We start from the raw sequence: 23,964 nt of genomic DNA, 5'->3' as shown, positions 1-23,964 counted from the left end.
AGGGGAGGGTGTGTCTACATTGTCCCCACTGAATACAAGGATTGCTCCATGCCAGATAAACATCTATCGACGCAGTTTGACAGCGAACTGAACACCGTGTCCTCGCGCGTGATGGAACTCGGCGGGCTGGTTGAATCCCAGATCCGTCTGGCGATTTACGCCCTGTCCCAGTTCAGCGCCGAAACTGCCAATCAGGTGATCGAAACCGAGGCCCGGGTCAATGCAATGGAAGTCGACATTGACCGCGATTTGTCATCCATCATTGCTCGGCGTCAGCCGACGGCACGCGATCTGAGGCTGCTGATCGCCATTTCAAAAACCACGGCGAACCTGGAGCGTGCAGGCGACGAGGCCGAGAAGATCGCCCGCATGGTCAAGTCCATCATCGAAAGCGGGTCGGCGCGTTCTCTGCCTGCTTCGGAGTTGAACGTAGCCGCAGAACTGGCCTCGGGCCTGCTGCGCAAGGCGCTCGACGCATTTGCCCGGCTGGACACGGCGGTGGCGGTTTCCATCCTGAAGGAGGACGACCTGATTGACCAGGAGTTTGACGGGTTTGTGCGCAAACTCATCACCTACATGATGGAAGACCCGAGAACCATTTCTCCCAGCCTGGACCTGCTGTTTGTGGCCAAGGCGATTGAACGTGTGGGTGACCATGCCAAGAACATTGCCGAGTTCATCATCTACATCGTCAAGGGTGCCGATGTGCGGCACACGCCGATGGAACAGATTGAGTCCGCGGTTAGGTAATTCATGAAACATCAACCGCGCATATTGATTGTTGAAGATGAGCCGGCGATTGCCGAGCTGATTGCCGTCAATCTCTCGCACGGCGGTTTTTCGCCAGTGATCGCCGGTGACAGCGTGGCTGCGCAGCGTGAGCTCGATGCTGTGCTGCCCGATGCGATTTTGCTCGACTGGATGCTTCCGGGGCAAAGCGGGCTGGCGCTGGCGCGGCATTTACGCAAGCAGCCCCGCACCAAAGGCATTCCCATCCTGATGCTCACTGCCAAGGGCGATGAACCTGACAAGGTGGCGGGCCTGGACGCGGGTGCCGATGACTACATCACCAAGCCTTTTTCAACCCAGGAGCTGCTGGCCCGCATCCGCGCGGTGTTGCGCCGGCGCGCACCCGAGTCTGTCAATGACAGTGTGACGGTGGGCGAGTTGCTGCTGGATGCGGCGACCCACCGCATCTCCTACCAGGGGCAGGAACTCAAGCTGGGGCCTACCGAGTTCAAACTGCTGCATTACCTGATGAAACATGCCGAGCGTGTGCACAGCCGCAGCACGCTGCTTGACAAGGTCTGGGGCGACCACGTGTTCATTGAAGAGCGCACGGTGGATGTGCATGTCAAACGTCTGCGTGAAGCCCTGGGCTCTGCCGGTGCGATGGTTGAAACCGTTCGCGGCGCCGGCTACCGGCTGACGGCGCTTGTGTCGGCGGGCCAGTCTGCTGCGTCACAATCCGGGGCATGATCAATCGCTGGCTAACGTTTTCAGTCTGTTTGCTGCTTGGGTCTGGTGTGGGCTGGTGGCTGGCGGGAAAAGACGGCCTGGAGCCGGGCTTGCTGGTCGCCGGGTTTGCCTGGTTGCTGCTTGACAGCCTGTACATTGCCAAATTGCTGCGGTGGTTGCGGTCCGAGCAGAATGCGCAGGAGCCGGGCGTACTTTCAAGCACGGCGCCGGTCATAGGCGGTGTGTGGGGCGAGTTGGCTGACCGCACTCGCAGGTTGCTCAGAAGCCGTGATCGCCAGCACCTTGAAAGTCAGGCGCGCCTGAATGAATTTCTGTCGGCGATGCAAGCGTCGCCCAATGGGGTGGTGCTACTGGATCCCGATGGCCGGATTGAGTGGTGCAACCAGACCGCAGCTCAGCACTTCGGGTTTGATGCGCACCGCGATGTGATGCAGCATATCGCCAATCTGGTACGCGACCCCTTGTTCACGGCCTACCTGGCGTCAGGCAATTTTTCGAGGGACGTGACCATTCCAGGAGGGCGTTCCTCTCCGGCTCGGCCCGTCCGGCTGTCGGTGCATCTGCATGCCTATGGCAACCGCCGCAAGCTGCTTTTGTCCAGGGACATCACGTCGCTGGAACTGGCAGAAGCCATGCGCCGCGATTTTGTTGCCAACGTGTCGCATGAGATACGCACGCCGCTGACGGTGTTGTCCGGTTTCATTGAAACCCTGCAAACACTGCCACTCAAGGAGGCCGAACGCACGCGTTACCTGGGTCTGATGGCGCAGCAGTCGCAACGCATGCAGACGCTGGTCAATGATCTGCTGACTTTGTCCCGACTGGAAGGAAGTCCTTTTCCAGACACCAGCGAGTGGGTCGCCACCAGCGCGCTGCTGGCGCATTGCGAGCAGGAGGGCAGGGCGCTTTCTGTGGTCCTGGCACCTGCCGGGCACCGGCTGGAGTTCGACACCGGGCCACCGTGTGAGTTGGCCGGCGTACAAAATGAGCTGCTCAGCGCGATGTCCAACCTGGTCACCAACGCAGTGCGTTATACGCCACAGGGGGGTCTGATCAAGGTCAGCTGGAGCGTGCTGGACGATGGCCGTGGGGAGTTTCGGGTGGTGGACAGCGGCCCCGGCATCGCTGCCGAGCACATTCCGCGTCTGACCGAAAGGTTTTACCGGATTGACCGCAGCCGCTCACGCGAAACAGGTGGCACCGGGCTGGGGCTGGCGATTGTCAAACATGTGACCCAGCGCCACGGCGCCGAGTTGCGTATTGAAAGTCAGCCGGGTCAGGGATCGCGATTTTCAATCGTCTTCCCGGCTGCGCGGGTGCGTCAGCTCCAGCGGGCCTGATTCCCCGGGCGCCTGATGCCTTGACCGGCTGGGTCAGATCGTCGAGACGATCTCCACATCGTTGTCGTAGACGTCGACCCGCTTGTCATAAAGCGGAATGGTGGTGCCATTGACGCGGTTCATGACCAGCTTGCCGAGGTCCACATCCGCAATCACGATCTGCTCCATATTGGGCACACCTTCGGCGGCGATGCCATCGCGTGCAAAAGGAAAGTCCGACGGCGTGATGATGGCCGCCTGGCCATAATGCAGGCCCAAACCCTCGACCGGCAGGTTGCCCACGGTACCGGTGACAGCGACGTAAACCTGATTTTCGATGGCCCTGGCGTGACAGCAATAACGCACGCGCAGAAAACCCTGGCGATCGTCGGTGCACGATGGCACAAAGATGATGTCGGCGCCCATCTCGCAGACCTTGCGGCTCAGCTCGGGGAACTCGATGTCGTAACAGATAAGGATTGAAATGCGGCCATGCGGCGTGTCGAATACCCGCAGGTGGTGTCCGGGGTCGCCCTTCCATTTTTCCTTTTCCCAGCGGGTCAGGTGAATCTTGTCCTGGGTGAACACCTTGCCTTCCGGGGTGAAAAGGTAGGCGGTGTTGAGCAGCTGGCCGTCTCGTATGGTCGGGTGACTGCCGCCTATCACGTGGACTTTCCACTGTGCGGCGAGTTCCTTGAACAGGTCGACATAACGCGTGGTGTAGTCGTTCATGTTGCGCACCGCCTGGTGCAGGTCGCTGGTGTCCATGAACGAGAGCAGCTGGGTCGTGAAGATTTCGGGCAGCAGCACAAATTGGGGTTTGTAGTCGCCAGCGGCTTTCATCACGAAGCGCACCTGGTTCTCGAAACCGTTCCAGTCGTGGATGGAGCGCAGCAGGTATTGCACGGCTGCGATACGTACGGTGATCGGCTTGGGTTCGTGTACGCCGGCCTGGGGTTTGTTGGTCATTGCTGGACATCCTTTGCGGCGTCGCGCGCCAGTTGAAGCCCGGAGGGCCTGGAAGGGTCGAAGTCCGGATTGATCCAGACAATCAAGGACGCGTAGCCGCAGGATTCGCGGTCGTCGGCGATGTAGTTTTTCATGATGCCACAGTACCGGAATCCCTCGCGCAGCTGAAAACTCAAGACCGGGTCGGTGATGTCGCCCCACAGCACCTTGCGGGCATAGAGGTCCACGGGCATCTGGTCGGCAACCTTGTGGTACCCCGGCAACCTGCCGCAGGCGATGACGCGACGCAGGTTCAACGCCTTGCAGACCTTTCGCCTGGCCTCGTACAGGGCGTGACCAAGGCGCTTGCCGCGCAGCAGCGGCGCGACAAACACCTCGGCGCCATACAGCGTCAAGCCGGCGACGTCGTGGGTGTCGAAGGTGCCCTTGGCGGTGATCTCATCCCAGGTGTGGGGCTCCGACCATTCATCCCACTGGATCACCAGCGAACTGGCGCAGCCGACGAGTCGGCCATCGTAGAAGGCAACAAACTGCCCCTGCGGAAAGAGTTCAATCTGGTGAGCTACACGGTCGTGCTGCCAGGAGGCAATATGGGGGTAGACCTCACGTTGCAGGCGCACCAGCGCATCGATGTCATCGCGGGTTGTATTTCTGACGATGAGTTTGGGCATGTCGGTCGCGGAGTGTGAAAAAAAGTGGCAGTTGCGTTGGCGGTGCAACGTTGAAGAGGCGCCGCTGGCGTCTGTTCCCTTTGGGTTGGGGGGGGAGGAGGAACGGCTCCAGGAGCGAGACAGGAAACAGTGTTTGAGAATCGCCAGGGTCAGGGACGGCTGACACGTTTGAACAGCAGGACATTCTCGTTCCTGTCGGTCGGACGGCGCAAAGTGGCGAGGAATGCCCACTCAGGCATGTCAATAGTCCCGCTGAGCGTACCCTGCGCATCGGCATTGACCACCAGGTACGGACAGACTGCTTTGGCTCCGGCCCTGCGCAGTTCCATGTGGCCGTGGTACTGAAAGGCCGCTACCATCGCGCTGTTCAAACCGTACACCTCCACACAGGCCGACGGGTCGACGCGAGCGGCCACCTGCCGCGACAGGGGCGCATAACTGCGCGCATAGTCCAGCAGCGGCAGCCACAAAGTCATCAACAGCAGCCAGCACAGCGTGGCACCGCCTGCGGGCAACACCATGGATTTCCAGATGGCCGCGCGCTGGCGGCCCGCCCGCCACCGGACCAGCCAGGCCCATGCCAGCGTGGCCAGCATCGCGGCAAGAAAGGCCAGCCAGGAAAAACTGGGCTCGAAACCGGGAGCCAGTTTGGCCACGTTGGCTGCAGGCTGCTTAGGCATGCCGGTTTGCATGGCAATCCAGATTACCCAGATGACGAAGGCGCAGCCGGTGAAAAACAGCAGGGTGAACCAGTCGATCAGCGAGGCCACACTGCGCTTCAGGGTGGGCAGGGCAAACGCGGCCAGCGCGGCCAGCGGCGGCAGGCTCAGCAGCAGGCTGCGGTCCGAGGCGCTGGTAGTGACGGTGGCGGCCAGCGCCACCAGTGCAAACCACAGCGGCAGGGCCACGTGCCGGCTGGTCAATTGCCTGCGCCAGCGGTACAAGGTCCAGGCGGCCAGCGGCCAGGTGGGCCAGGTGAACCAGATCAGCAGGCGTGCCAGGCTGCGCCATTCCTTGCGGTCGGCAGGGGTCTCCAGGCCGGGAATCTCGATATGCCAGCGCCAGAGGTCCAACGCATGGGCGAGTGCGGCCACGGCCAGGGTCAGTGTGCTCGTCAGCAGCACCCAGCGCCAGGGGTGTGGCTGGTTTTTCTCGGACACCGCACCCAGCGCAATCAGGGTGCTGCCCAGGCCCAGAAGTGTGGCCACGGCCGGGGCCCCGCTCAGGGCCAACCCCGTGAGGCCAATGGCCAGCCCCAGCGCCGGACCGAGGATCTTGTAGGCGCTGCGGTAGGCGCTGGCCGCCATGGCATAAAAAACCAGCGCGGTGAAAGCCAGTTGCGTCAGGGCTGGTGTGGTTTCATGCGACAGCTGCGCCAGCCCCAGACTGGCGATCAGGGCCAGCAGGCCTGCGTCGGCGATGGCGCGGGCGTAATCCACCGGGCTGGCCTCGCCGCCAAAGGCAAAGGCCACTGGCTGGGCCTGCGGGCTGCGCGCCAGGTAATACACGGCGTACCAGGTGCACAGCAGGGTCAGCGCCAGCAGCAGGCCGAAGGGAATACGCACCGCCAGCGCCGGGTCCAGAAAAGGCAGGACCTTGATGGCCAGTGCGCCCAGCCAGTAAGGCGCCAGGGCTTCAAACTCGCCTGCCTGACCCAGCAACTGCGGGTTCAGCCACGAAGTCTGACCCGACGCCAGCGCACGCATGGTGCCAAAGGCGGCGATATCGGCGTTTTTCCAGGGGCCGCGGCCCAAAAAGCCCGGCAATACATAGGCCAGACAAAACAGCAGCAGCGCGAGCCGCGGCAAACGGCGAACCGCAGCTTGGGCAATAAGGGCGGGCGAGGGCTTGTTCAAGGGGCGAGGCGGGGTGGATGGGTCAGGGAATGCCCGATTTTGGGGCAAAAAAAAGCAGCCTGGGTGCCAGGCTGCTTTTTTTGGTTGGACTTGAGAAAGTGTCGCAGCTTATTCGGCAGCAGCAGCGGGTGCTGCGTCTTTGGCGGGAGTCTTGCCAAAGCGGTTGCGGAATTTCTCGACGCGGCCACCCATGTTGTCCACGGATTTTTGTGTGCCGGTGTAGAAGGGGTGCGACTCGCTGGAGGTGTCGAGCTTGTACAGGGGCAGTTCGCGACCGTCGTCCATCTTCACCATTTCCTTGGTGTTCACGCAGGAGCGGGTGACGAATTTGAAGTTGTTGGACAAGTCCACAAAACAAACTTCGCGGTAATTGGGGTGAATGCCTTCTTTCATGATCTTTCCTTGTTCGTTTCGGCAGCCACTCAAACCAGTTTTGAGCACTTTCCGTGAAGCCTCGCATTATAGCGTGCTTTGGAGTCTGTGAGGGCGAATTTGTCAGCCGGGGCCGCGGAACCGGCTTTGCCGGGCCGCAGGCGCAACGGCCCCCTCGGGGGGCAGGGCGCTACACGCAGTGAGCGACCGTGGGGGCTAGTTAGCCGCCACGCCGCATCATGTCAAAGAACTCGTGGTTGTTCTTGGTGGCTTTCATGTTCTTGAGCATCAGCTCCATGGACTCGATTTCGTCCATGTTGTACATGAACTGGCGCAAAATCCGCGACTTTTGCAGGATTTCCGGGGCCAGCAGCAGCTCTTCCTTGCGGGTGCCGCTGCGGTTCAGGTGAATCGCCGGGAACACGCGTTTTTCGTACAGGCGGCGGTCCAGGTGAATCTCGCAATTGCCGGTGCCCTTGAATTCCTCAAAGATCACCTCGTCCATGCGGCTGCCGGTATCGACCAGTGCGGTGCCTATGATGGTCAGGCTGCCGCCTTCTTCAATCTTGCGGGCGGCGCCAAAGAAACGCTTGGGGCGCTGCAGCGCGTTGGCATCCACACCACCGGTCAGCACCTTGCCCGACGAAGGCAACACGTTGTTGTAGGCGCGGGCCAGGCGGGTGATCGAGTCCAGCAAAATCACGACGTCCTTGCCGAGCTCGACCAGGCGCTTGGCGCGCTCGATCACCATCTCGGCCACGTGCACGTGGCGGGCGGCGGGTTCGTCAAAGGTGGAGGAGATCACTTCGCCGCGCACGCTGCGCTGCATCTCGGTGACCTCTTCAGGGCGCTCATCGACGAGCAGCACCATCATGACCACTTCGGGGTAATTGGCGGTGATCGCGTGGGCGATGTTCTGCATCATCACGGTTTTGCCGGACTTGGGCGGTGCAACCAGCAGGGCTCGCTGGCCCTTGCCGATGGGGGCCACGATGTCGATGATGCGGCTGGTCAGGTTTTCTTCACCCTTGATGTCGCGCTCGAGCTTGAACTGCTCGCGCGGGAACAGCGGCGTCAGGTTCTCGAACATCACCTTGTGCTTGTTCGCTTCCGGAGCGCCGTCGTTGACCTTGTCGAGCTTGTTCAGGGCAAAGTAGCGCTCGCCGTCTTTCGGGGTGCGCACTTCGCCTTCGATCATGTCGCCGGTGTGCAGGTTGAAGCGGCGGATCTGGCTCGGGCTGATGTAGATGTCGTCGGTGGACGCGGTGTAGCTGGAGTCCGGCGCGCGCAGGAAGCCGAAACCGTCGGGCAGCACTTCGAGCACGCCGTCGGCAACGATGGTTTCACCGGTTTTGGAGCGCTTTTTGATGATTGCAAACATCAGCTCCTGCTTGCGCATACGGCCAACGTTTTCAATCTCAAGCTCTTCGGCCTGCTTGAGGACTTCAGACACGTGCAGTGCCTTGAGTTCGTTTAAGTGCATGGAATTACTCCTTGCGGAGTTCATTGATGGAAACGGGGGAGGTTTGAAAAGAAGCCGCTTCAGAGGGAAGGCTTACAAACCGGGAACTCGAACCAACCGGCAGCGGCCGGTCAGCGAACAAGGTCATTATGACAGGAAATCAGAGGTGCCCGTCAGATCCAAAGCGGGGCTGCGCCAGTGCCCCAGTGCACAAGATGGGCAGGCGCAGGGCTGGTGCCCTGACATGCGAAGAATCCGCGGGCGGGATCGTTCGCATGGCGGGCCGGAAGGTCAGGCCAGTTGCTGGTCGATGAACGCGGTCAGCTGCGCCTTGCTCATGGCGCCCACCTTGGTGGCGGCAAGCTGGCCGTCCTTGAACAGCATCAGGGTCGGAATGCCGCGAATGCCGAACTTGGCCGGGATGTCGCGGTTTTCATCAACATTCATCTTGGCGATCTGCAGGCGGCCGTCGTAGCCGGTAGCGACTTCGTCCAGAATCGGGGCAATCATCTTGCAGGGACCGCACCATTCAGCCCAGTAGTCCACCAGCACTGGTTTTGTGGCCTGCAGTACATCGGCCTCGAAGGTGGCATCGGTGGTATGTTTGATCAGTTCGCTGGCCATGGCATGTCCTTTGGAAGAGGGGTCGGAAATTTTGAAGTCAGGTCTAAAGTTGCAGGCATTGTGGCAGAAAGCAAGTTTCCTTGTGAGACACCGCATGAGGCGCCGCCTATGGCCGCGATAGTCGGAGCCGGTGCCTACGGGCCGGGCGAGGCATGCTGGCAAAAGGTCTGCTTGCGACTTGCTGCGTTGTTGGCAGAGCGCCAGATCCACCCCGCCCGGACGGTGGTTTTGCTGCCTTACGCCCAGCTCATGCAGCAGGCCAGGGATGCCTGGGCGGCTACGGCGGGTGATACCCATTTTGTGCCCCGCTTTGAAACCACCATGAACTGGGTCGGCAGCCTCGGCGGCTGGGAGCCCGCCGCAGGCGACATCCGGCTCGACGCCGCCCACGATTTGCTGACGGCAGCGCTGTTGCTGGAAAGCGCCGGGCTGGGCCGGCAGCAAGAAGCTCTCGCACCACGCCTTGTGGAGGCAGCTGCTCCTTTGGCCCGGCTGGCGGCGGCTGTGCCTCCCGCACAGCGAACCGCCTGGGGTGTACGCATGGCTGTCGAGCTGGGTGCTGGTCTGGACTCGCCTTTGCTGCAACTGGAGGCAGCGCTGGGCCGGATTGCGCTGGCCTGGGTGGCCGCATCTGCTTATCCGTCGGATGTACTTTTTGCTGACCACGCGCCGGTGGACCTGCTGGTGCTGGTAGAGGGCTTTCAGAGCGAGCCGCTACATGCCGCGCTGCAGGCGCATTTCGGTGAGCGCGCCGTGTTGCTGGAACTCGATGCCCCGGGGGATGCCGTCTTGCCTGCCATACATGCGGCGCAGGATGCCGACGACGAAGCGCAGCGCACAGCCGCCTGTGTGCTGGCGCACCTGGCGCAGGGGCGCAGCCCGGTGGCGCTGATCGCCCAGGACCGCGAGCTGACGCGCCGCGTGCGCGCCATGCTCGGCGAGCGCGGGGTGGCGATACGCGACGAAACCGGCTGGAAGCTGTCCACTACCCGGGCTGCGGCCACGCTGGTGGGCTTGCTGCGCGCCTTGAGTTGGCAAGCCAGTTGCGACACGGTGCTGGACTGGCTGAAAAATGCCCCGGCTTTTGAGGCGGAGGCGGTGGCTGCGGCTGAAAAAGAATTGCGCCAGGCCGGTGTGCGTGACTGGCGCACGGTCACGGCTTCGCTGCCCGCCTGCCACGCGATGGCAGGGCAGATGCAGGCCCTGCGTGATGGGCTGCAGCGTGCCAGACCGCTGCCTGCGTGGCTGCGCGACCTGCGTGTCGCCCTGCAAAGCGCAGGCCAGTGGGACGGCCTGGCGGGCGATGTGGCCGGGCAGGCGGTGCTGGATGCCTTGCGGCTGCACGAAGGTGCCGAGGCAGAGTTCGCCGATGCCGGGCGTATGAACTTGAGCGACTTCAGCAACTGGGTTAACCATGCGCTGGAGGACGCTGACTTCAGGCCGGCGCATCCGCCGCAAGAGCAGGTCATCATCCTGCCGCTGAGCCAGCTGCTGGGCCGCATACCGCAGGCGGTGGTTCTGGCTGGTTGCGACGAGTTGCACCTGGCGGTGTCGCCCGAACCCGGCGGCCTGTGGACACCCGCCCAGCGCGCCTTGCTGGGTCTGCCATCGCGCGAAGCCCTGAGCGAAGCCCAGAGCGCGGCCTGGCGCTACGCCCTGCGGTTTTCGCACCTGGATGTGTTGTGGCGTGAAAGCGAAGGCGGTGAACGTTTGATGCCCAGCGGCTTTGTGCAAGAGTTGCTGTTACTTCATGCACCGCCAGTGGCGCTCGACCCGCGCCAGCCCCGGCTTGTCAACGCCCAGCCAACGGCGCGCCCATTGCCGACGGGAGAGGCCTTGCCGGTGCGACGCCTGTCGGCCAGCGCGTATGACGACTTGCGCCGCTGCCCCTATCGCTTTTTTGCGCTGCGCCAGCTGCGTCTGCAAGAGGCCGATGAGCTGGACAGTGAACTTGGCAAGCGCGATTTTGGCAACTGGCTGCACACCCTGCTCAAGCTCTTTCACGATGCACTGAAACAGGCGCCAGCCCAGACTCCACCTGCACGGATAGCTATGATAAACATAGCGGCTGAGCAGGCCGCACGCGATCTGGCCTTGAGTGACAGCGAGTTTTTGCCTTTTGCCGCCAGTTGGCCCAGGGTGCGTGACGGCTACCTGGCCTGGCTGGCGGACCACGAAGCCGCCGGGGCGGTGTTTGAGGCGGGCGAAGTCTCGCGCGAAGTCCCGCTGGGCGCCTTGAGCTTGATCGGCAAGATAGACCGCATCGACAAATTCGCCGATGGCAGCACGCTGGTGATGGACTACAAAACCGAAGCCCGCGCCACCACCGCCGAGCGCCTGAAGCAGCCCCAGGAAGACACACAACTGGCGTTTTACGCGGGCCTGCTCGAGGACGACACGCTGGCAGCGGCCTACATCAACCTTGGCGAGAAGGAAGCCACACGCACGTATGAACAGCCAGACATCGTGGCGCTGCGTGATGAATTGCTGGACAGCATCGTCACCGACATGGCGCGGGTGGCACGCGGCACGCCACTGCCCGCGCTGGGTGAAGGCAAGGCCTGCGAATACTGCGCTGCACGCGGCCTATGTAGAAAAGACTTCTGGTCATGAACGCCGCCTACGAACACAACGGCCAACCGGTCTCTGCCGAGGCGTTTTACGCCATCGCCTGCGACCCGCGCCGCAGCGTCGCGGTCGAGGCCTGCGCCGGTGCCGGCAAGACCTGGATGCTGGTGTCGCGCATTGTGCGGGCCTTGCTGGCCGGGGCCGAGCCGCAGGAAATCCTGGCCATCACGTTTACCAAACGGGCCGCCGGCGAGATGCGCGAGCGTCTGTATGAATGGCTGCAGCAGTTTGCCCATGCGGACGATGCCACCTTGCTGCGTGAGCTCGCCATGCGTGGATTTACAAGCGAAAATGGCCCGCAGCCCACGGCGGATGGGCGTGAGCAGCTATCAAATTTGTACCAGCGCATTCTCGACACCGGCCGCGCCGTGCAGATACGCACCTTTCACAGCTGGTTTGCCGCCTTGCTGCGCAGCGCGCCGCTGGTGGTGCTGCAGCAGCAGGGTCTGCCGCTGAACTACGAGCTGCTGGAAGACGATGCGCCGGCCCGCGCGTTGGTCTGGCGGCGCTTTTATGCGGCGCTGCTGGCACAGCCCGACCTCAAGGCCGACTTTGAAGCGGTGGTCCTGGTGCATGGCCGCTTTCAGACCGACAAGGCGCTGCAGGCCGCGCTCGACAAACGCACCGAATTTGCGCTGGCCGACGCTGCCGGTGTGGTGGACGCCTCGGTGCAGCACTTCACTTTGCAGTTCACCGAATTCGGCGGGCTCGACGAACCCGAAGAGTTGCTAAGCACCAACCGCTTTCACCGCCAGACCCTGCGTGATGCCGCCGTGGCCCTGGGCCGCGCCAGTGCGCCCACCTTTTCGGCCAAGGGGGTGGAGCTGGAGCAGGCCTTGACGTCTGGCGACATGCCGGCGGCTTTTTCCGCCTTGCTGACCGAGAAAGGCACACCGCGAAAGTTTGGCGAAAAAATTACCGGCATCGAGCAGGTGCGCATTGCGCAAGACCTGGTGCTGCTCGTGCTGGCCGCACGCCAGCAGCACGATGCGTGGCTGTACCAACAGCGCATGGCCCGTTTGAGCCGCCTGCTGATCGCCGAGTTCACCGCGCTCAAGCGCGAGCGCGGCTGGGTCGACATGAACGACATTGAACGCGTGGCGGGTGTGTTGCTGGGCGACGAGGTGTTGTCCGGCTGGGTGCAGGAGCGCCTGGACGCGCGCATCCGGCACCTGCTGATCGACGAGTTCCAGGATACCAACCCCTTGCAGTGGCAGGCGCTGTGGTCCTGGCTCAGCGCTTATGGCGGTGCCGGCAACGCACCCAGCGTGTTTATCGTCGGCGACCCCAAGCAGAGCATCTATCGCTTCCGGCGCGCCGAGCCGCAGGTTTTCAAGGCGGCGCAGCAGTTTGTGCGCGAAGGCCTGGGCGGTGATCTGCTCAGTTGTGACCACACCCGGCGCAACGCCCTGGGGGTGATCCACACCGTCAATACCGTGATGGCTGCAGCGCGCGAGAACGACGGCTACGACGGTTTTCGCGAACACACCACCGCTTCCCTTGAGGCCGGCATAGTGGGCCGACTGCCACCAATTCCGCGCCGCGAAGCCGAGGACGGCGGCGACGGGGCAGGCGGCTGGCGCGACAGCCTGACGACTCCGCGCGAGATCCCTGAAGAAACATTGCGCACGCTCGAAGCCCGGCAGGCCGTAGCGTGGATCGCCGGGCAGGTGGCGCAAGGTCTGCAGCCGTCTGACATCATGGTGCTGTCGCGCAAACGCGCCGGCCTGTTGCCTTTGCAGGACGAACTGCGGGCCATACACATCCCGGCGCTGATCGGCGAGAAAACCGCCTTGATCGACTGCTGCGAGGTGCTGGACATCGTCGCGCTGCTCGACGTGCTGGTGTCGCCGCAACACGACCTGTCGCTGGCTAGAGCCCTGCGCTCGCCGCTGTTCGGTTTGAGCGACGACGCATTGGTGCAGATCGCCGTGGCAAAAGGCGGTTCACACCTGTCGTGGTTCGAGGTGCTACAAAAATCAGAGCTGCTTGCGCCTGCCACCAAAGGCCTGGCGCCTGTTTTGATACTCTATCAAGGATGGCTGGGCAGTTTGCCGCCGCACGACGCTTTGCAGGCGATTTACCACCACGGCGATGTGCTGGCGCGGTTTGCCGCTGCCGCGCCCGCTGCGCAGCGCGCCAGCGTGCTGGCCAACCTGGGCGCGGTGCTGACGGCGGCGCTGCAACTTGACGGCGGTCGTTACGCCACGCCCTATGCCTTTGTGCGCGCGCTCAAGGCGGGGGGTCTGCAGGCGCCCGCCACGGTGAACAGCCAGGCCGTGCGCCTGTTGACCATCCACGGTGCCAAGGGCCTGGAGGCTGAGGCCGTGCTGCTGCTGGATACCGACACCGCCGAGCGCAACGCCGACAGCATGGGGGTGCTGGTCGATTGGCCGGGCGCGGCGAGTGTCCCCCAGAAGTTTGTCTTTCTGGTCAGCGAAACCCGGCCACCTGCCTGCGCGCTGGAGACCCTGCGCATCGAGCAGGAAGCCCGGCGGCGCGAAGAGCTCAACGCGCTCTATGTCGCCCTGACCCGTGCCAAACACACATTGACGCTGTCGTCGATCACGCCTTACCGCCCGGCGCCGGACAGCTGGTGGCAAAGGCTGGCCGGTTGCGTGGACGAATGCGCGGCGCCGTCACCTGCAAACCCCAGCCCGGCCCAGGGCGATACGGCCACCCCTTTTGTATTGCTGGAGCTGCCCGCAGCCCCTGCCCTGCTTGCGCCAGCCGCTGCGGCAAGCCCCGACCAAGACTCCCTGCTGGCCCGCATCGGCAATGCCATGCACCGGCTGCTGGAGTGGGGCGGCGTGTCGGACGCGCGGCTGCGTGCGGTGCAACGCGAGTTTCGGCTTGACGCAGCGCAGGCGCGTGAAGCCGCTGACAAGGCGCAGCGCATCCTGGCGGGCGAGGGCGCTTGGGCCTGGGACCCGGCCGTGATGGCCTGGCAGGGCAACGAGGTGGAGCTGGTTCACCAGGGCCAGACCCTGAGGCTGGACCGCCTGGTGCAGCGCCGCGATGCGGGGCACGAAGGCCACTGGTGGGTGCTGGACTACAAGTCAGGCAGTGCGCCGCAACAGCAGCCCGACTTGCTGGCGAAAATGCAGCTCTACCGCACGGGCGTGCAGTCCGTCTACCCCGGCGTGATGGTCAAGGCCGCGTTTTTGACGCCGCAGGGCAAGGTGATCGAAGTGGACTGAGTCCGGTGCCGGGCGGGTGGCGCCCTGCAATAATGGGTGCATGGCCCGCGAGAACCGCCTGGACGCAGTTTTCAAGCTTTTTGACCTTGCAGCCCTTTCTGGCTGTGCGCGGGCAGCTATCAAAAACAGAGCGTATGCGGGCTCAGCTGGCCCCCGGCTCTTGTGCTTTACCCATTGCCACCTTGTGCAGACGGACTTTTCTTGAACGACTTACCTTCTTCCTCCGCTTCCCCGTTGCGCGTGGCCATCATTGGCGGCGGCCCCGCCGGCCTGATGGCTGCGGAGGTGCTGGCCAGTGCTGGCGTGCCTGGCTTGCAGGTGCAGGTGTACGACGCCATGCCTTCGGTGGGCCGCAAGTTTTTGCTGGCCGGCAAGGGCGGGCTGAACCTCACACATTCCGAGGCCGCCGCGCCTTTTCTCAGTCGTTATGGTGAACGCAGTGCGCAGCTGGAGCCACTGCTGGCAGCTTTCGGACCGGCCGAGCTGCGTGCCTGGGCGCAAGACCTGGGCGTGGAGACTTTTGTCGGCAGCTCGGGCCGGGTCTTTCCCAAAGACATGAAAGCGGCCCCGCTGCTGCGCTCCTGGTTGCAGCGCCTGCGCGCTGCGGGTGTGAAGTTCTCGATGCGGCACCGTTGGTTGGGCTGGGCTGAAGACGGCGCCCTGAAATTCTCCAGTCCGGCAGGTGAGGTCACGGCGCAGGCCGACGCGGTGGTGCTGGCGCTGGGCGGTGGCAGCTGGGCGCGGCTCGGCTCGGACGGTGCCTGGGTGTCGCTGCTGGCTGCGCGCGGCGTGGCTGTGGCGCCCTTGCTGCCGTCGAACTGTGGCTTCGACGTCGGCCCAGAGCCCCACGCCCTGGCCACTGCGGAGCAGGGCGAAACCCGCCGCGAGTTTTTCAAGGAGTTGATCGGCACAGGGCCGTCGCAGCAGCCGGGCTGGACCGAACATTTCGCCAGCCGCTTTGCCGGTCAGCCCTTCAAGTCGGTGGCTATCAGCTTCACGGATTCACAGGGTCGGGTTTTTAGCCGCAAGGGCGAGTTTGTGGCGACCGCCACCGGCGTGGAAGGCAGCCTGATCTACGCCGCCTCCAGCCTGCTGCGCGATGAAATCGCAGCCCACGGCAGCGCCACCTTCATGCTGGATTTGCTGCCGGACAAATCACCCGAGCAGGTGTTGGTCGAAGTGCGCCATCCGCGCGGTTCACGCTCGCTGTCCAGCCACCTCAAAAGCCGCCTGACCATTGAAGGCATCAAGGCCGCGATGCTGCACGAGCTGCTCGGCAAGGAAGCGATGAACGCCCCGGTGCAACTGGCCCACGCCATCAAGGGCCTGCCGGTGCGTGTGACGGCGGCCCGGCCCATTGACGAGGCCATCAGCAGCGCCGGGGGTGTGCGCTTTGAGGCCCTGGACGCCAACTTGAAAATTGTGCTGCCGCCCGGCATCACCCCGCCCGTGTTCTGCGCCGGTGAAATGCTCGACTGGGAGGCGCCCACCGGCGGCTACCTGCTGACGGCGTGTTTTGCCAGCGGCCGTGTGGCGGGGCAAGGTGTTATAAGACATTTCGGGCTGTAGCCCTTATATGATGGGCGTAAGCAGCTATTTATTTGATAGCGTATCAGGACTTCGTTACCTGCAAGGAGCCAAGCATGATTGTGCGTTTTCACATTGACCCGGACGGGCAGGACCGCTACGACTACCGCGTGACTTACGAGGGTGAAGCGCTTTATGCCGATGCGGGGTTGCACAGCATCGAAGCCTGTATCGTCGCCGCCACCGAAGGCCTGGGGCAGGACGCCGTGGCCGCAGAGGTGGCTTACAAGGGCGTGATCAGCGGCACCTATGCGCTGGCTTCACTGGCATTGGCGTCGGCACAAATCGCAGACCATGCGTTGCAGACAACCACGGCGATTGAAGAGGTTTGCGGGTAAGTAGCCTGCGCGCGCCTTGTCGGGGGCTTGTTCCCTTGTCGGGGTGGGCAATTGGGACTACTATTTCTGAACAAGAAAGCAGGTTGGAATTTTTTGACATCAAAGTCGGCTCAGTCGATACGTTCCAGTCTGGCCGGGCTGGTGGCGGCCTGTCTGATTCCGGCCGTGTTGCTGGTTGCCGTACTTGTGTATTACGACTACCAACGCGAGCGGGCACGCCTGATACAGGACTCGCAGGAAACCGCGCAGGCGCTGATGCTGGCAGTAGACCGGGAGTTCCAGGGTGTTGAAAGGTCTTTGTACGCGTTGTCCACCTCGCCCTCGCTCGCGCAACAAGATCTGAGGGCCTTTCATGCTCAGGCCACCGAGGTGCTGGCAAGCAGTGACGTGAACAATTTTGTGTTGATTGACGCGGGTGGCCAGCAGCGCCTCAATACAGCCAGGGCTTTTGGCCAGCCTTTGCCCAAAGCCAACAACCTGGCCCAGCTCGCGCGTGTCTTTTCGACAGGCCGGACTGACGTCTCCAATCTGTTTCTCTCGCCCGTGCTGGACCGACTGGTGATCCATGTGGCGCTTGCTGTCCGTGTCGGTGCTGCTGCTGGCCCCACGCACTCCCTGGTTGGTGAGTTGCTTCCGGGGTATTTTCAAAAGATGTTGCAGGCCCAGCAGTTTCCGCCAGGCCGGATTGTGGTGATCGCCGATGCCGCGTCAAAGGTGGTGGCGCGTACTCATGAGATTGAGCGCTTCATCGGAAAAGGTCTGACGCCGGACCTGGCCCAGCGCCTGAAAGAAGAAAGTAACCAGGGCGCGTTTGAACTCGTCACGCTGGAAGGCATACCTGCTTTAGTCGTTTATGTGCGTTCGGCGAGGTCGGGCTGGACCGTGGCCATTGGCACGCCGATTGACAGCCTGACGGCCGACTTGCGGCGATCGTTCTGGTTGCTCACCGGTTTTTCCGCGCTGCTGCTGGCTGGCAGCCTGGGCCTGGCCTGGGCGCTGGGCGGGCGTATCGCACGCGCTGTCCGCGCGCTGGGGCCTGCGGCTGAACAGCTGGGCCACGGGCAGGCGGTGGTGGTGCCAGCACTGCCTATCCGGGAAGCGGACGAAGTCGCCCGAGCCATGACAAGGGCATCTTCGGTTCTGGCCCAGACGCACGAGGCGCTGGAGCGCAGCAATCTGGACCTGCAGCAGTTTGCCTACATCGCCTCGCACGACCTCAAAACACCGCTGCGCTCGATTGGCGGCTTTGTGCAGATTCTCGAAAAGAATTACGCAGACAATCTCGATGAAAAGGCGTTGATGCTGATTCACCGCACCGCTGCTGCGGTCAAAAGGCTGGAGCAACTGACCGAGGACCTGCTGTCTTATGCCCGGGTGAATTCTGAAGTCAGGCCCTTTGCGTCTGTGCATTGCACTGAGGTGCTCGATGAAGTGGTTCACCTGCTGGATGCCGCCATTGTGGGCAGCGGGGCCAAGGTGAGCTTTGGCGATTTGCCCGAAGTTACCGGCGACCGCACGCAACTGGTGCAGCTGTTTCTCAACCTGATTGGCAACGGTATCAAGTACCGTGCCGACAGGGCGCCAGTGGTGCATGTTTCAGCGCGCAGAACCGGGCGCGAATGGGTGTTTTCTGTCGAGGACAACGGCATTGGTATCGCTGCCAAACACCACGAAAAAGTGTTTGAAGTCTTCAAGCGCCTGCATACCCAGAACGAATACCCCGGCACCGGCATCGGTCTGGCCGTCTGCCGGCGGGTGGTGGAGGGTCATGGCGGGAAAATATGGGTCACGTCGGAGAGCGGCGTCGGAAGCACTTTCAGCTTTACACTGCCGGTGTATTCACCTGAGGCAACCTATGAAGCTTGAACCCCTCGCCAACAGCCGCATTGCAGAAATCCTGCTGGTTGATGACAACGAAGACGATGTTTTCCTGACCCGCGAGGCCTTTGATGCGGCCAGCCTGCGGGTCAACCTTCAGCATGTCGACAATGGCGAAAAATGTCTGCAGTATCTGCGCAAGCAGGGGCCTTATGCGGGTGCTTCCACGCCAGACCTGATCCTGCTCGACATGCACATGCCGGTGATGGACGGATATGAGGTCCTGTCAGAAATTGTCAAGGACGTCAAGCTGCATCACCTGCCTGTGGTTGTGCTGTCAACCTCTTATGAGGCGGCTGATATTCACAAAATGTATGGCCTGCGCTGCAGCTCCTACATCACCAAGCCGGTTGATTTTGAAAGCTTCGTCAAGGCCATCAGCCAACTGGCGGGTTACTGGCTGACGGTGGTGGTGGTGCCTGGGGCAGGTGGCAGCCATGGGTCCTGATCCGGGTGGCAAGGGCGATGACTTCGAACTGCCGGCGCAGGCTCCGCTGATTCTGGTGATTGAAGACGATCCGACGCAGCGGCTGCTGAGCAGCTCTGTGCTGCGCAGCGCCGGCTACGAAGTCCTTGAGGCAGAAGACGGGCCAACCGGCCTGGAGCTGGCACGCCAAGCCAAGCCGGCCCTGATTGTGTGCGATGTCATGATGCCGGGGCTGAACGGTTACCAGTTGGTCGCCGCGCTCAAGCTGGAGGCCGCGCTGTCCACCATACCGGTCATTTTGTTGACGGCCATGACCGAACGTGCGCATGTGCGCACCGGCATGACGGCGGGTGCCGACGACTATCTGTCCAAACCCTTCCGGGCGGCTGAGTTGCGGCGGGCCGTCGCAGCCCTGTTGGCCAAGCGCGAAGTGCAGCGTGCACAGTACGACCGTGACTTTGAGAAGAAAATGAGCACCGCCCTGCAGGCGCAACAAGATGCCCTGTCTCTGCGTTATGAAAAGCGCTTGATGCAGGAGCTCAATGAGCGTTGGAGCGCACAGGACGATACCAATCTGGAGGTACGCTACGACAATGCGACGGTGCTGCTGGTGGACCTCTTCAGCAGCATCAACCACCGCTTTCCGCTCGCTCAGCGCTTCAGCGCCACCCGGCGCGTCTACCAGGCTGCCAGCGATACCTTGTACCTGTTTGGCGCCAGCCGGCTGGTGCCCGCTGGCAACGACCTGCTGGCAATTTTTCCGGATACGGGCGAGGCAGGGGCAGCCCACACCGGTTTGCTGGCGGTGCGCGCAGCGCTGGGCCTGCAAAAAATTGTCAACGCTGCTTTTCATTCCGTCGCGCCTGAGTCGGCGCGCGGCGATGTTGCCTATCCGCCCGTCACGATTGCCTTGTACGGCGGCACGGTCACGCTGGTGCATATCAAAGACCCGCTGCATGGCGGCGAAGGGTTGACTTTTGCCAGCGGTGAGGCGTTGGATGCCGTCAGGGCGCTGGGCGCGCATGCGCGGACCGAATCCTGGCAGATCTGCTGTGCCAAAGAGGTGATCAGCGGATTTTCAGAATGGGTGGTGACTGGCGGCGCAGCCCTGGTCTCGCGCGGGGACGCCATGGAACTTGTCCCGGTTATCGAGCTGCATGCGCTTGAGCAAGAATGACCAATCTACCGGCATCGGGTCATCCTTCAGACCCTGAGGGGGAGAAGCGCCGTCTGGCGCGCCTTCGCTTGCTGGCGGTGATGGACAGCGGGCCCGAGCCCATCTTTGAATTGCTGGCGCGCTTGGCCAGCACGATTTGCGGCACACCGATTTCACTGGTCAGCCTGCTCGATGACAGGCGCCAGTGGTTCAAGGCCAATGTCGGGCTGGACGGTGTCAGCGAGACGGCGCGGGATTTGGCCTTTTGTGCCCATGCGATCGAGGGCGCAGAAGTGATGGAAGTCCCGGACGCGCTGCTCGATGGCCGCTTCCAGGCGAATCCGCTGGTCACCGGCGAGCCTGGCATACGTTTTTACGCCGGTGCGCCGATTATCATGCCGGGCGGTGAGCGTCTGGGCACTTTGTGTGTGATCGACCGCGAGCCGCGCCACTTGTCATCGGAGCAACTGCATGCCCTGAGCGATCTGGCCGATGTGGTGGCCCAGGCCTTGCTGCTGCGTGAACGGTTTCACTACTTTGAGGTTGCCGGTCATGAAGACCGATTCAAGGTGATTGCCGAAGCCTCGCCTCTTGGTATCTTCCACGCTGATTTACAGGGCAACTGTACCTATACCAACCCGAGGTGGCGTGAAATTTACGGCATTCCACTGAACCAGAGCATGGGGACCGCCTGGCGGGAGGTGATTCACCCCGAGGACCGTGAGGCGCTGTTCAGTGAGTTGAGACACTCTGCACAACGCGGCGGGTCGCTGCGCATGGAATACCGTTTGCGTCGCAGCAATGGTGACGTGACCCATGTCCGGGCCCAAGCCCGCTCGGTGACCTGGGGTGACCCGCCCCAGCGCGGCTTTGTCGGCGCGGTGGAAGACATCTCCAGCTACAAGCTGGTTGAAGAAGAGTTGCGCGCCAGCAACCGTTTTCTGGATCGTGCCGAACGTATTGCCGGTGTAGGCGGCTGGGAGGTGGACCTGCGCCAGCGTAGCGTCAAATGGACGGACCAGTGCAAGCGCATTTACGAGCTACCAGCCGACTTTCAGCCTGACTTTGCGACGCACAACGCGCATTTTGACCCCGAGGCGCGCGCCATCATTGAAAAAACGGCAGAAGACGCCATGCGCACCGGCAAGCCCTGGGACCTGGAGCTGCCCATGGTCACGGCAAAAGGGCGCCGGGTCTGGACACGTTCGGTAGGGCTTGCAGAATTTGAAGGCGGGCAACCCGTGCGCCTGGTCGGCGCCCTGCAAGACATCACTGCCAAAAAAGCCGTCGAGGAAGAGCTGCGCCATGCCAACAAGGTGTTGCAGGCGGTGCTGGACAACCTGCCCTGCGGCATGAGTGTGTTTGACGGTGATCTGCAACTGGTGGCCCACAACGCACAATTTCGCCAGCTGCTGGAGTTGCCCGACAGCCTGTTTGATGTGCCGGTGGTGACCTTCGAAAGCATCATCGGCTTCAACGCCGCACGCGGCGAATACGAAGGTGGTCCGATCCAGGCCGTGATTGATCGGCTGGTGGGACATGCGCGCAGTTCGGTCGCACATCATTTTCAGCGTACCCGGCCCAACGGCATCACGCTGGACATACGCGGTTCCCCGATGCCGGTCGGTGGTTTCGTGACCACCTATGTGGACGTCAGCGCCGCAAGAGATGCCGAGGAAGCCCTGCGCCTGAGTGAGGAAAGGCAGCATCGTGCGTTTGTGGCCTCCGGCGTGGTACTTTGGGACTTCGACCTGGAAACCGGCCAGATCTATCTGTCCGAAAACTGGGCCGATCTGGTAGGCGGCAGCGGCGGTACCACCGTGACCACCTTGCAGGCGCTGGTTGACCTGGTCCCACATGAAGACCGGCTCGCCATTTGGGATGCCTTTGTGCCCGTACTCAAGGGCACCCAGGAAAGTTATTCGGTGGAGCACCGCGTCCGCAAAGCGGACGGAACAAGCGCGTGGGTGTTGAGCGTCGGGCAGGTCACCCGGCGCGATGCCAAGGGCCGCGCCTTGCGTGCCAGCGGGACCAATCAGGATGTCACCGCACGCAAGGTGGCGCAGATCGAGCAGCAAAGCGCCGCAGCTCTTACCAGCGCCACGCTGGACGCCACCGAGGACGGCATTCTCGTGATCAACGCGCAACGGGAAATGGTGCTTTTCAATCAGCGGTTTCTGGACATGTGGCGATTCCCGGAAAAAGTGGTTGAGTCCGGCAACAAGGAGATGACACGATTTGCGATGACACAGTTAAATGACCCTGCCGGATTTTTGGCAAAAGTTGAAGAGCTGTACCGCACGCAGGCTGCAGATAGTCTTGATGTCCTGGAGTTCACGGACGGGCGCGTTTTTGAGCGGTATTCCAAACTGCACAGGTTGGGCGCGCAGAGCTTTGGCCGCGTCTGGAGTTTTCGCGACGTGACCGCCCGCAGGGCGGCCGAAGCCGAGCTCAAGCAGGCCAAAGACGCAGCGGAAGCTGCCAATCGGGCCAAAAGCACTTTTCTGGCGACCATGAGCCATGAGATTCGCACGCCGCTCAACGGTATTCTGGGCATCACCCAGTTGTTGCTGGATGAGCCCTTGAGCCCTCAGCAAGCCCAGTTTGCGCAGCTGATTGACGGCAGTGCGCAGTCTTTGCTGGTGCTGGCCAACGACTTCCTGGACCTGGCCAAAATTGATGCCGGTCAGACTGTGCTGGAAGATGTGCCCTTCAACCTGCAGCGTTTGCTGGCCGATGTAGGCGACCTGTTTGCCTACCGGGCCAGTGCGAAAAGCCTGATGTTCCAGCGCAGGGTGGACCCTGCGCTGCCGGAGTGGATTTGGGGCGACCCATCACGCTTGCGGCAAATTCTTGTCAACCTGCTGGGCAATGCGCTGAAGTTCACAGAAACCGGCGAACTGGGCCTGCTGGTGGAGGCGGGAGACCGTGTCGCAGACCGGTTGAGCTTGAGGTTTTCAATCACCGACTCCGGCATAGGCATTGCGCCGGAGGTGCAGGCGCGGATATTCAACAACTTTGTGCAGGCTGACACGTCCACCACCCGCAAATACGGCGGCACCGGGCTGGGGCTGGCCATTGTCAGGCAGCTCAGTGAGCTCATGGGCGGGCGGGTTGAGCTGGACAGTGTTCCCGGCAAGGGGTCCACTTTTACGCTGGTGCTCGAAAACGTGCGGCTGGCGTCGGGTGCGGTGACCGGCAGCATGTCGGCGCGGCGTGAGCCCGAGGCTCACAGACGTTCGGGCCGGATTTTGCTGGCCGAAGACAATCCAACCAACCAGATTGTCGCCGTGGGCCTGCTCAACAAACTGGGTTATGACGACGTCATCGTGGTGGGCAATGGGCGTGATGCGGTAGACCAGTGTGGCCGCAGTGAGTTTGCCGTCATTTTGATGGACTGCCAGATGCCCGTGATGGACGGGTACGAGGCGACCCGCACGCTTCGGAAAAATGGCGTGTTGACGCCCATCATTGCGATGACCGCGAATGCCAGTGAGGGCGACGCGCAAAGATGCCTGCAGGCCGGCATGAACGACTACATGGCCAAACCCGTGGCCCGGGTGACTTTGCGGGACACCCTGAACCGCTGGGTGGCCAGCAGCGACGCACCGTCGGCCGGTGATTCGCCGGTGCCAGGGGCTGGTGCTCCGGCGGGCGTGGCTGTGTTCGAGCGCGAGGCGGCGCTGGAGCGACTGGGGGGCGATCAGGCGCTTCTGGACGCAGTGGTGCAGTCGTTCGTGGAACGACTGCCCAAGGTGATGGCCGAGCTGGAGCGCGCCTTGCAGGACGGTGATGCCTCGCCGGTTGCGCGCCATCTGCATTCCCTGCTGGGCGCGTCATCGGCCATTGCCGCCACCGAGGTACATATGGCGCTGGCTTCGCTGCACCACAGCGCCAGCGAAGGCAAGCTGGCAAGTGTGCAGCGCAATTTGCCCGGCTTGCGGGAGGCGCTTGCGCGGTTTGTGGCTGCGGCCGGGAAAAACCGGTCACAGCCATGA

The 23,964-nt window shown here is 62.6% G+C and carries 17 protein-coding genes; 11 read left to right on the top strand and 6 right to left on the bottom strand.

Annotation, left to right across the window (positions count from 1 at the left end; all coding sequences use genetic code 11):
* Window positions 1–48: 48 nt before the first annotated feature.
* The 3 genes from phoU to phoR are packed head-to-tail and all read left to right on the top strand — an operon-like array spanning window position 49 to window position 2,819.
* On the top strand, window positions 49–750 hold the full coding sequence (phoU, locus tag Q8L50_RS07385) for a phosphate signaling complex protein PhoU (protein WP_305348017.1): 702 nt from the start codon (window positions 49–51) through the stop codon (window positions 748–750).
* A 3-nt stretch (window positions 751–753) separates the two neighbouring features.
* Window positions 754–1,479: a phosphate regulon transcriptional regulator PhoB gene (gene phoB / locus Q8L50_RS07380; RefSeq protein ID WP_305348016.1), complete on the top strand. Its 726-nt coding sequence runs from the start codon at window positions 754–756 to the stop codon at window positions 1,477–1,479.
* On the top strand, window positions 1,476–2,819 hold the full coding sequence (gene phoR / locus Q8L50_RS07375) for a phosphate regulon sensor histidine kinase PhoR (RefSeq protein WP_305348015.1): 1,344 nt from the start codon (window positions 1,476–1,478) through the stop codon (window positions 2,817–2,819). The genes phoB and phoR overlap by 4 nt, the downstream gene beginning before the upstream one ends.
* 33 nt (window positions 2,820–2,852) lie before the next feature.
* Here phoR and Q8L50_RS07370 read toward each other — a convergent pair whose 3' ends face one another.
* The 6 genes from Q8L50_RS07370 to trxA all read right to left on the bottom strand — a co-directional run bounded on the left by Q8L50_RS07370 (window position 2,853) and on the right by trxA (window position 8,752).
* Entirely contained in the window at window positions 2,853–3,767 is a 915-nt protein-coding gene (locus Q8L50_RS07370) for a carbon-nitrogen hydrolase family protein (RefSeq protein WP_305348014.1), read from the bottom strand.
* A complete protein-coding gene (locus Q8L50_RS07365; protein WP_305348013.1) occupies window positions 3,764–4,438 on the bottom strand; it encodes a GNAT family N-acetyltransferase in 675 nt (224 codons plus the stop codon). The genes Q8L50_RS07370 and Q8L50_RS07365 overlap by 4 nt, the downstream gene beginning before the upstream one ends.
* A gap of 149 nt (window positions 4,439–4,587) precedes the next feature.
* On the bottom strand, window positions 4,588–6,294 hold the full coding sequence (locus tag Q8L50_RS07360; RefSeq protein ID WP_305348012.1) for a hypothetical protein: 1,707 nt from the start codon (window positions 6,292–6,294) through the stop codon (window positions 4,588–4,590).
* A gap of 108 nt (window positions 6,295–6,402) precedes the next feature.
* Window positions 6,403–6,687 (bottom strand): type B 50S ribosomal protein L31, encoded by a 285-nt coding sequence (locus Q8L50_RS07355; RefSeq protein ID WP_305348011.1) that lies wholly within the window; start codon window positions 6,685–6,687, stop codon window positions 6,403–6,405.
* A gap of 199 nt (window positions 6,688–6,886) precedes the next feature.
* Window positions 6,887–8,149: a transcription termination factor Rho gene (rho, locus tag Q8L50_RS07350; RefSeq protein ID WP_188709245.1), complete on the bottom strand. Its 1,263-nt coding sequence runs from the start codon at window positions 8,147–8,149 to the stop codon at window positions 6,887–6,889.
* 270 nt (window positions 8,150–8,419) lie between these two features.
* Window positions 8,420–8,752, bottom strand: coding sequence for a thioredoxin TrxA (trxA, locus tag Q8L50_RS07345; RefSeq protein ID WP_305348010.1), 333 nt, complete (start codon window positions 8,750–8,752; stop codon window positions 8,420–8,422).
* A gap of 108 nt (window positions 8,753–8,860) precedes the next feature.
* On the opposite strand from trxA, the gene Q8L50_RS07340 reads away from it, so the two are divergent.
* The 8 genes from Q8L50_RS07340 (at window position 8,861) to Q8L50_RS07305 (ending at window position 23,964) form a co-directional block, all read left to right on the top strand.
* The gene (locus Q8L50_RS07340; protein ID WP_305348009.1) at window positions 8,861–11,365 is read left to right on the top strand and encodes a PD-(D/E)XK nuclease family protein; all 2,505 of its coding nucleotides are present in this window, start codon (window positions 8,861–8,863) and stop codon (window positions 11,363–11,365) included.
* Complete coding sequence (locus Q8L50_RS07335) at window positions 11,362–14,580, top strand: exodeoxyribonuclease V subunit beta (protein WP_305348008.1); 3,219 nt, start codon at window positions 11,362–11,364, stop codon at window positions 14,578–14,580. The genes Q8L50_RS07340 and Q8L50_RS07335 overlap by 4 nt, the downstream gene beginning before the upstream one ends.
* A 201-nt stretch (window positions 14,581–14,781) precedes the next feature.
* Window positions 14,782–16,149 (top strand): TIGR03862 family flavoprotein, encoded by a 1,368-nt coding sequence (locus Q8L50_RS07330; protein WP_305348007.1) that lies wholly within the window; start codon window positions 14,782–14,784, stop codon window positions 16,147–16,149.
* Window positions 16,150–16,223: 74 nt separating this feature from the next.
* Window positions 16,224–16,505: a hypothetical protein gene (locus tag Q8L50_RS07325; RefSeq protein ID WP_305348006.1), complete on the top strand. Its 282-nt coding sequence runs from the start codon at window positions 16,224–16,226 to the stop codon at window positions 16,503–16,505.
* Window positions 16,506–16,598: 93 nt separating this feature from the next.
* Complete coding sequence (locus Q8L50_RS07320; protein WP_305348005.1) at window positions 16,599–18,371, top strand: ATP-binding protein; 1,773 nt, start codon at window positions 16,599–16,601, stop codon at window positions 18,369–18,371.
* On the top strand, window positions 18,361–18,831 hold the full coding sequence (locus Q8L50_RS07315) for a response regulator (RefSeq protein WP_305348004.1): 471 nt from the start codon (window positions 18,361–18,363) through the stop codon (window positions 18,829–18,831). Before Q8L50_RS07320 ends, Q8L50_RS07315 begins: the two co-directional genes overlap by 11 nt.
* Complete coding sequence (locus Q8L50_RS07310) at window positions 18,821–19,987, top strand: two-component system response regulator (RefSeq protein ID WP_305348003.1); 1,167 nt, start codon at window positions 18,821–18,823, stop codon at window positions 19,985–19,987. The genes Q8L50_RS07315 and Q8L50_RS07310 overlap by 11 nt, the downstream gene beginning before the upstream one ends.
* Complete coding sequence (locus Q8L50_RS07305; RefSeq protein WP_305348002.1) at window positions 19,984–23,964, top strand: PAS-domain containing protein; 3,981 nt, start codon at window positions 19,984–19,986, stop codon at window positions 23,962–23,964. Before Q8L50_RS07310 ends, Q8L50_RS07305 begins: the two co-directional genes overlap by 4 nt.

The sequence above is a fragment of the Polaromonas sp. genome (assembly GCF_030680935.1).
Classification (GTDB): Bacteria; Pseudomonadota; Gammaproteobacteria; order Burkholderiales; family Burkholderiaceae_C; genus Polaromonas.
Note: the sequence above shows the minus strand (reverse complement) of the source record. Positions and strands in the feature narration are given on the sequence as shown.

Bases quoted from the DNA above. Each gene is read 5' to 3' on its own strand.
- phoU (WP_305348017.1), top strand. From the start codon at position 49: ATGCCAGATAAACATCTATCGACGCAGTTTGACAGCGAACTGAACACC.
- phoB (WP_305348016.1), top strand. From the start codon at position 754: ATGAAACATCAACCGCGCATATTGATTGTTGAAGATGAGCCGGCGATT.
- phoR (WP_305348015.1), top strand. From the start codon at position 1,476: ATGATCAATCGCTGGCTAACGTTTTCAGTCTGTTTGCTGCTTGGGTCT.
- Q8L50_RS07370 (WP_305348014.1), bottom strand. From the start codon at position 3,767: ATGACCAACAAACCCCAGGCCGGCGTACACGAACCCAAGCCGATCACC.
- Q8L50_RS07365 (WP_305348013.1), bottom strand. From the start codon at position 4,438: ATGCCCAAACTCATCGTCAGAAATACAACCCGCGATGACATCGATGCG.
- Q8L50_RS07355 (WP_305348011.1), bottom strand. From the start codon at position 6,687: ATGAAAGAAGGCATTCACCCCAATTACCGCGAAGTTTGTTTTGTGGAC.
- rho (WP_188709245.1), bottom strand. From the start codon at position 8,149: ATGCACTTAAACGAACTCAAGGCACTGCACGTGTCTGAAGTCCTCAAG.
- trxA (WP_305348010.1), bottom strand. From the start codon at position 8,752: ATGGCCAGCGAACTGATCAAACATACCACCGATGCCACCTTCGAGGCC.
- Q8L50_RS07340 (WP_305348009.1), top strand. From the start codon at position 8,861: ATGGCCGCGATAGTCGGAGCCGGTGCCTACGGGCCGGGCGAGGCATGC.
- Q8L50_RS07335 (WP_305348008.1), top strand. From the start codon at position 11,362: ATGAACGCCGCCTACGAACACAACGGCCAACCGGTCTCTGCCGAGGCG.
- Q8L50_RS07325 (WP_305348006.1), top strand. From the start codon at position 16,224: ATGATTGTGCGTTTTCACATTGACCCGGACGGGCAGGACCGCTACGAC.
- Q8L50_RS07315 (WP_305348004.1), top strand. From the start codon at position 18,361: ATGAAGCTTGAACCCCTCGCCAACAGCCGCATTGCAGAAATCCTGCTG.
- Q8L50_RS07310 (WP_305348003.1), top strand. From the start codon at position 18,821: ATGGGTCCTGATCCGGGTGGCAAGGGCGATGACTTCGAACTGCCGGCG.
- Q8L50_RS07305 (WP_305348002.1), top strand. From the start codon at position 19,984: ATGACCAATCTACCGGCATCGGGTCATCCTTCAGACCCTGAGGGGGAG.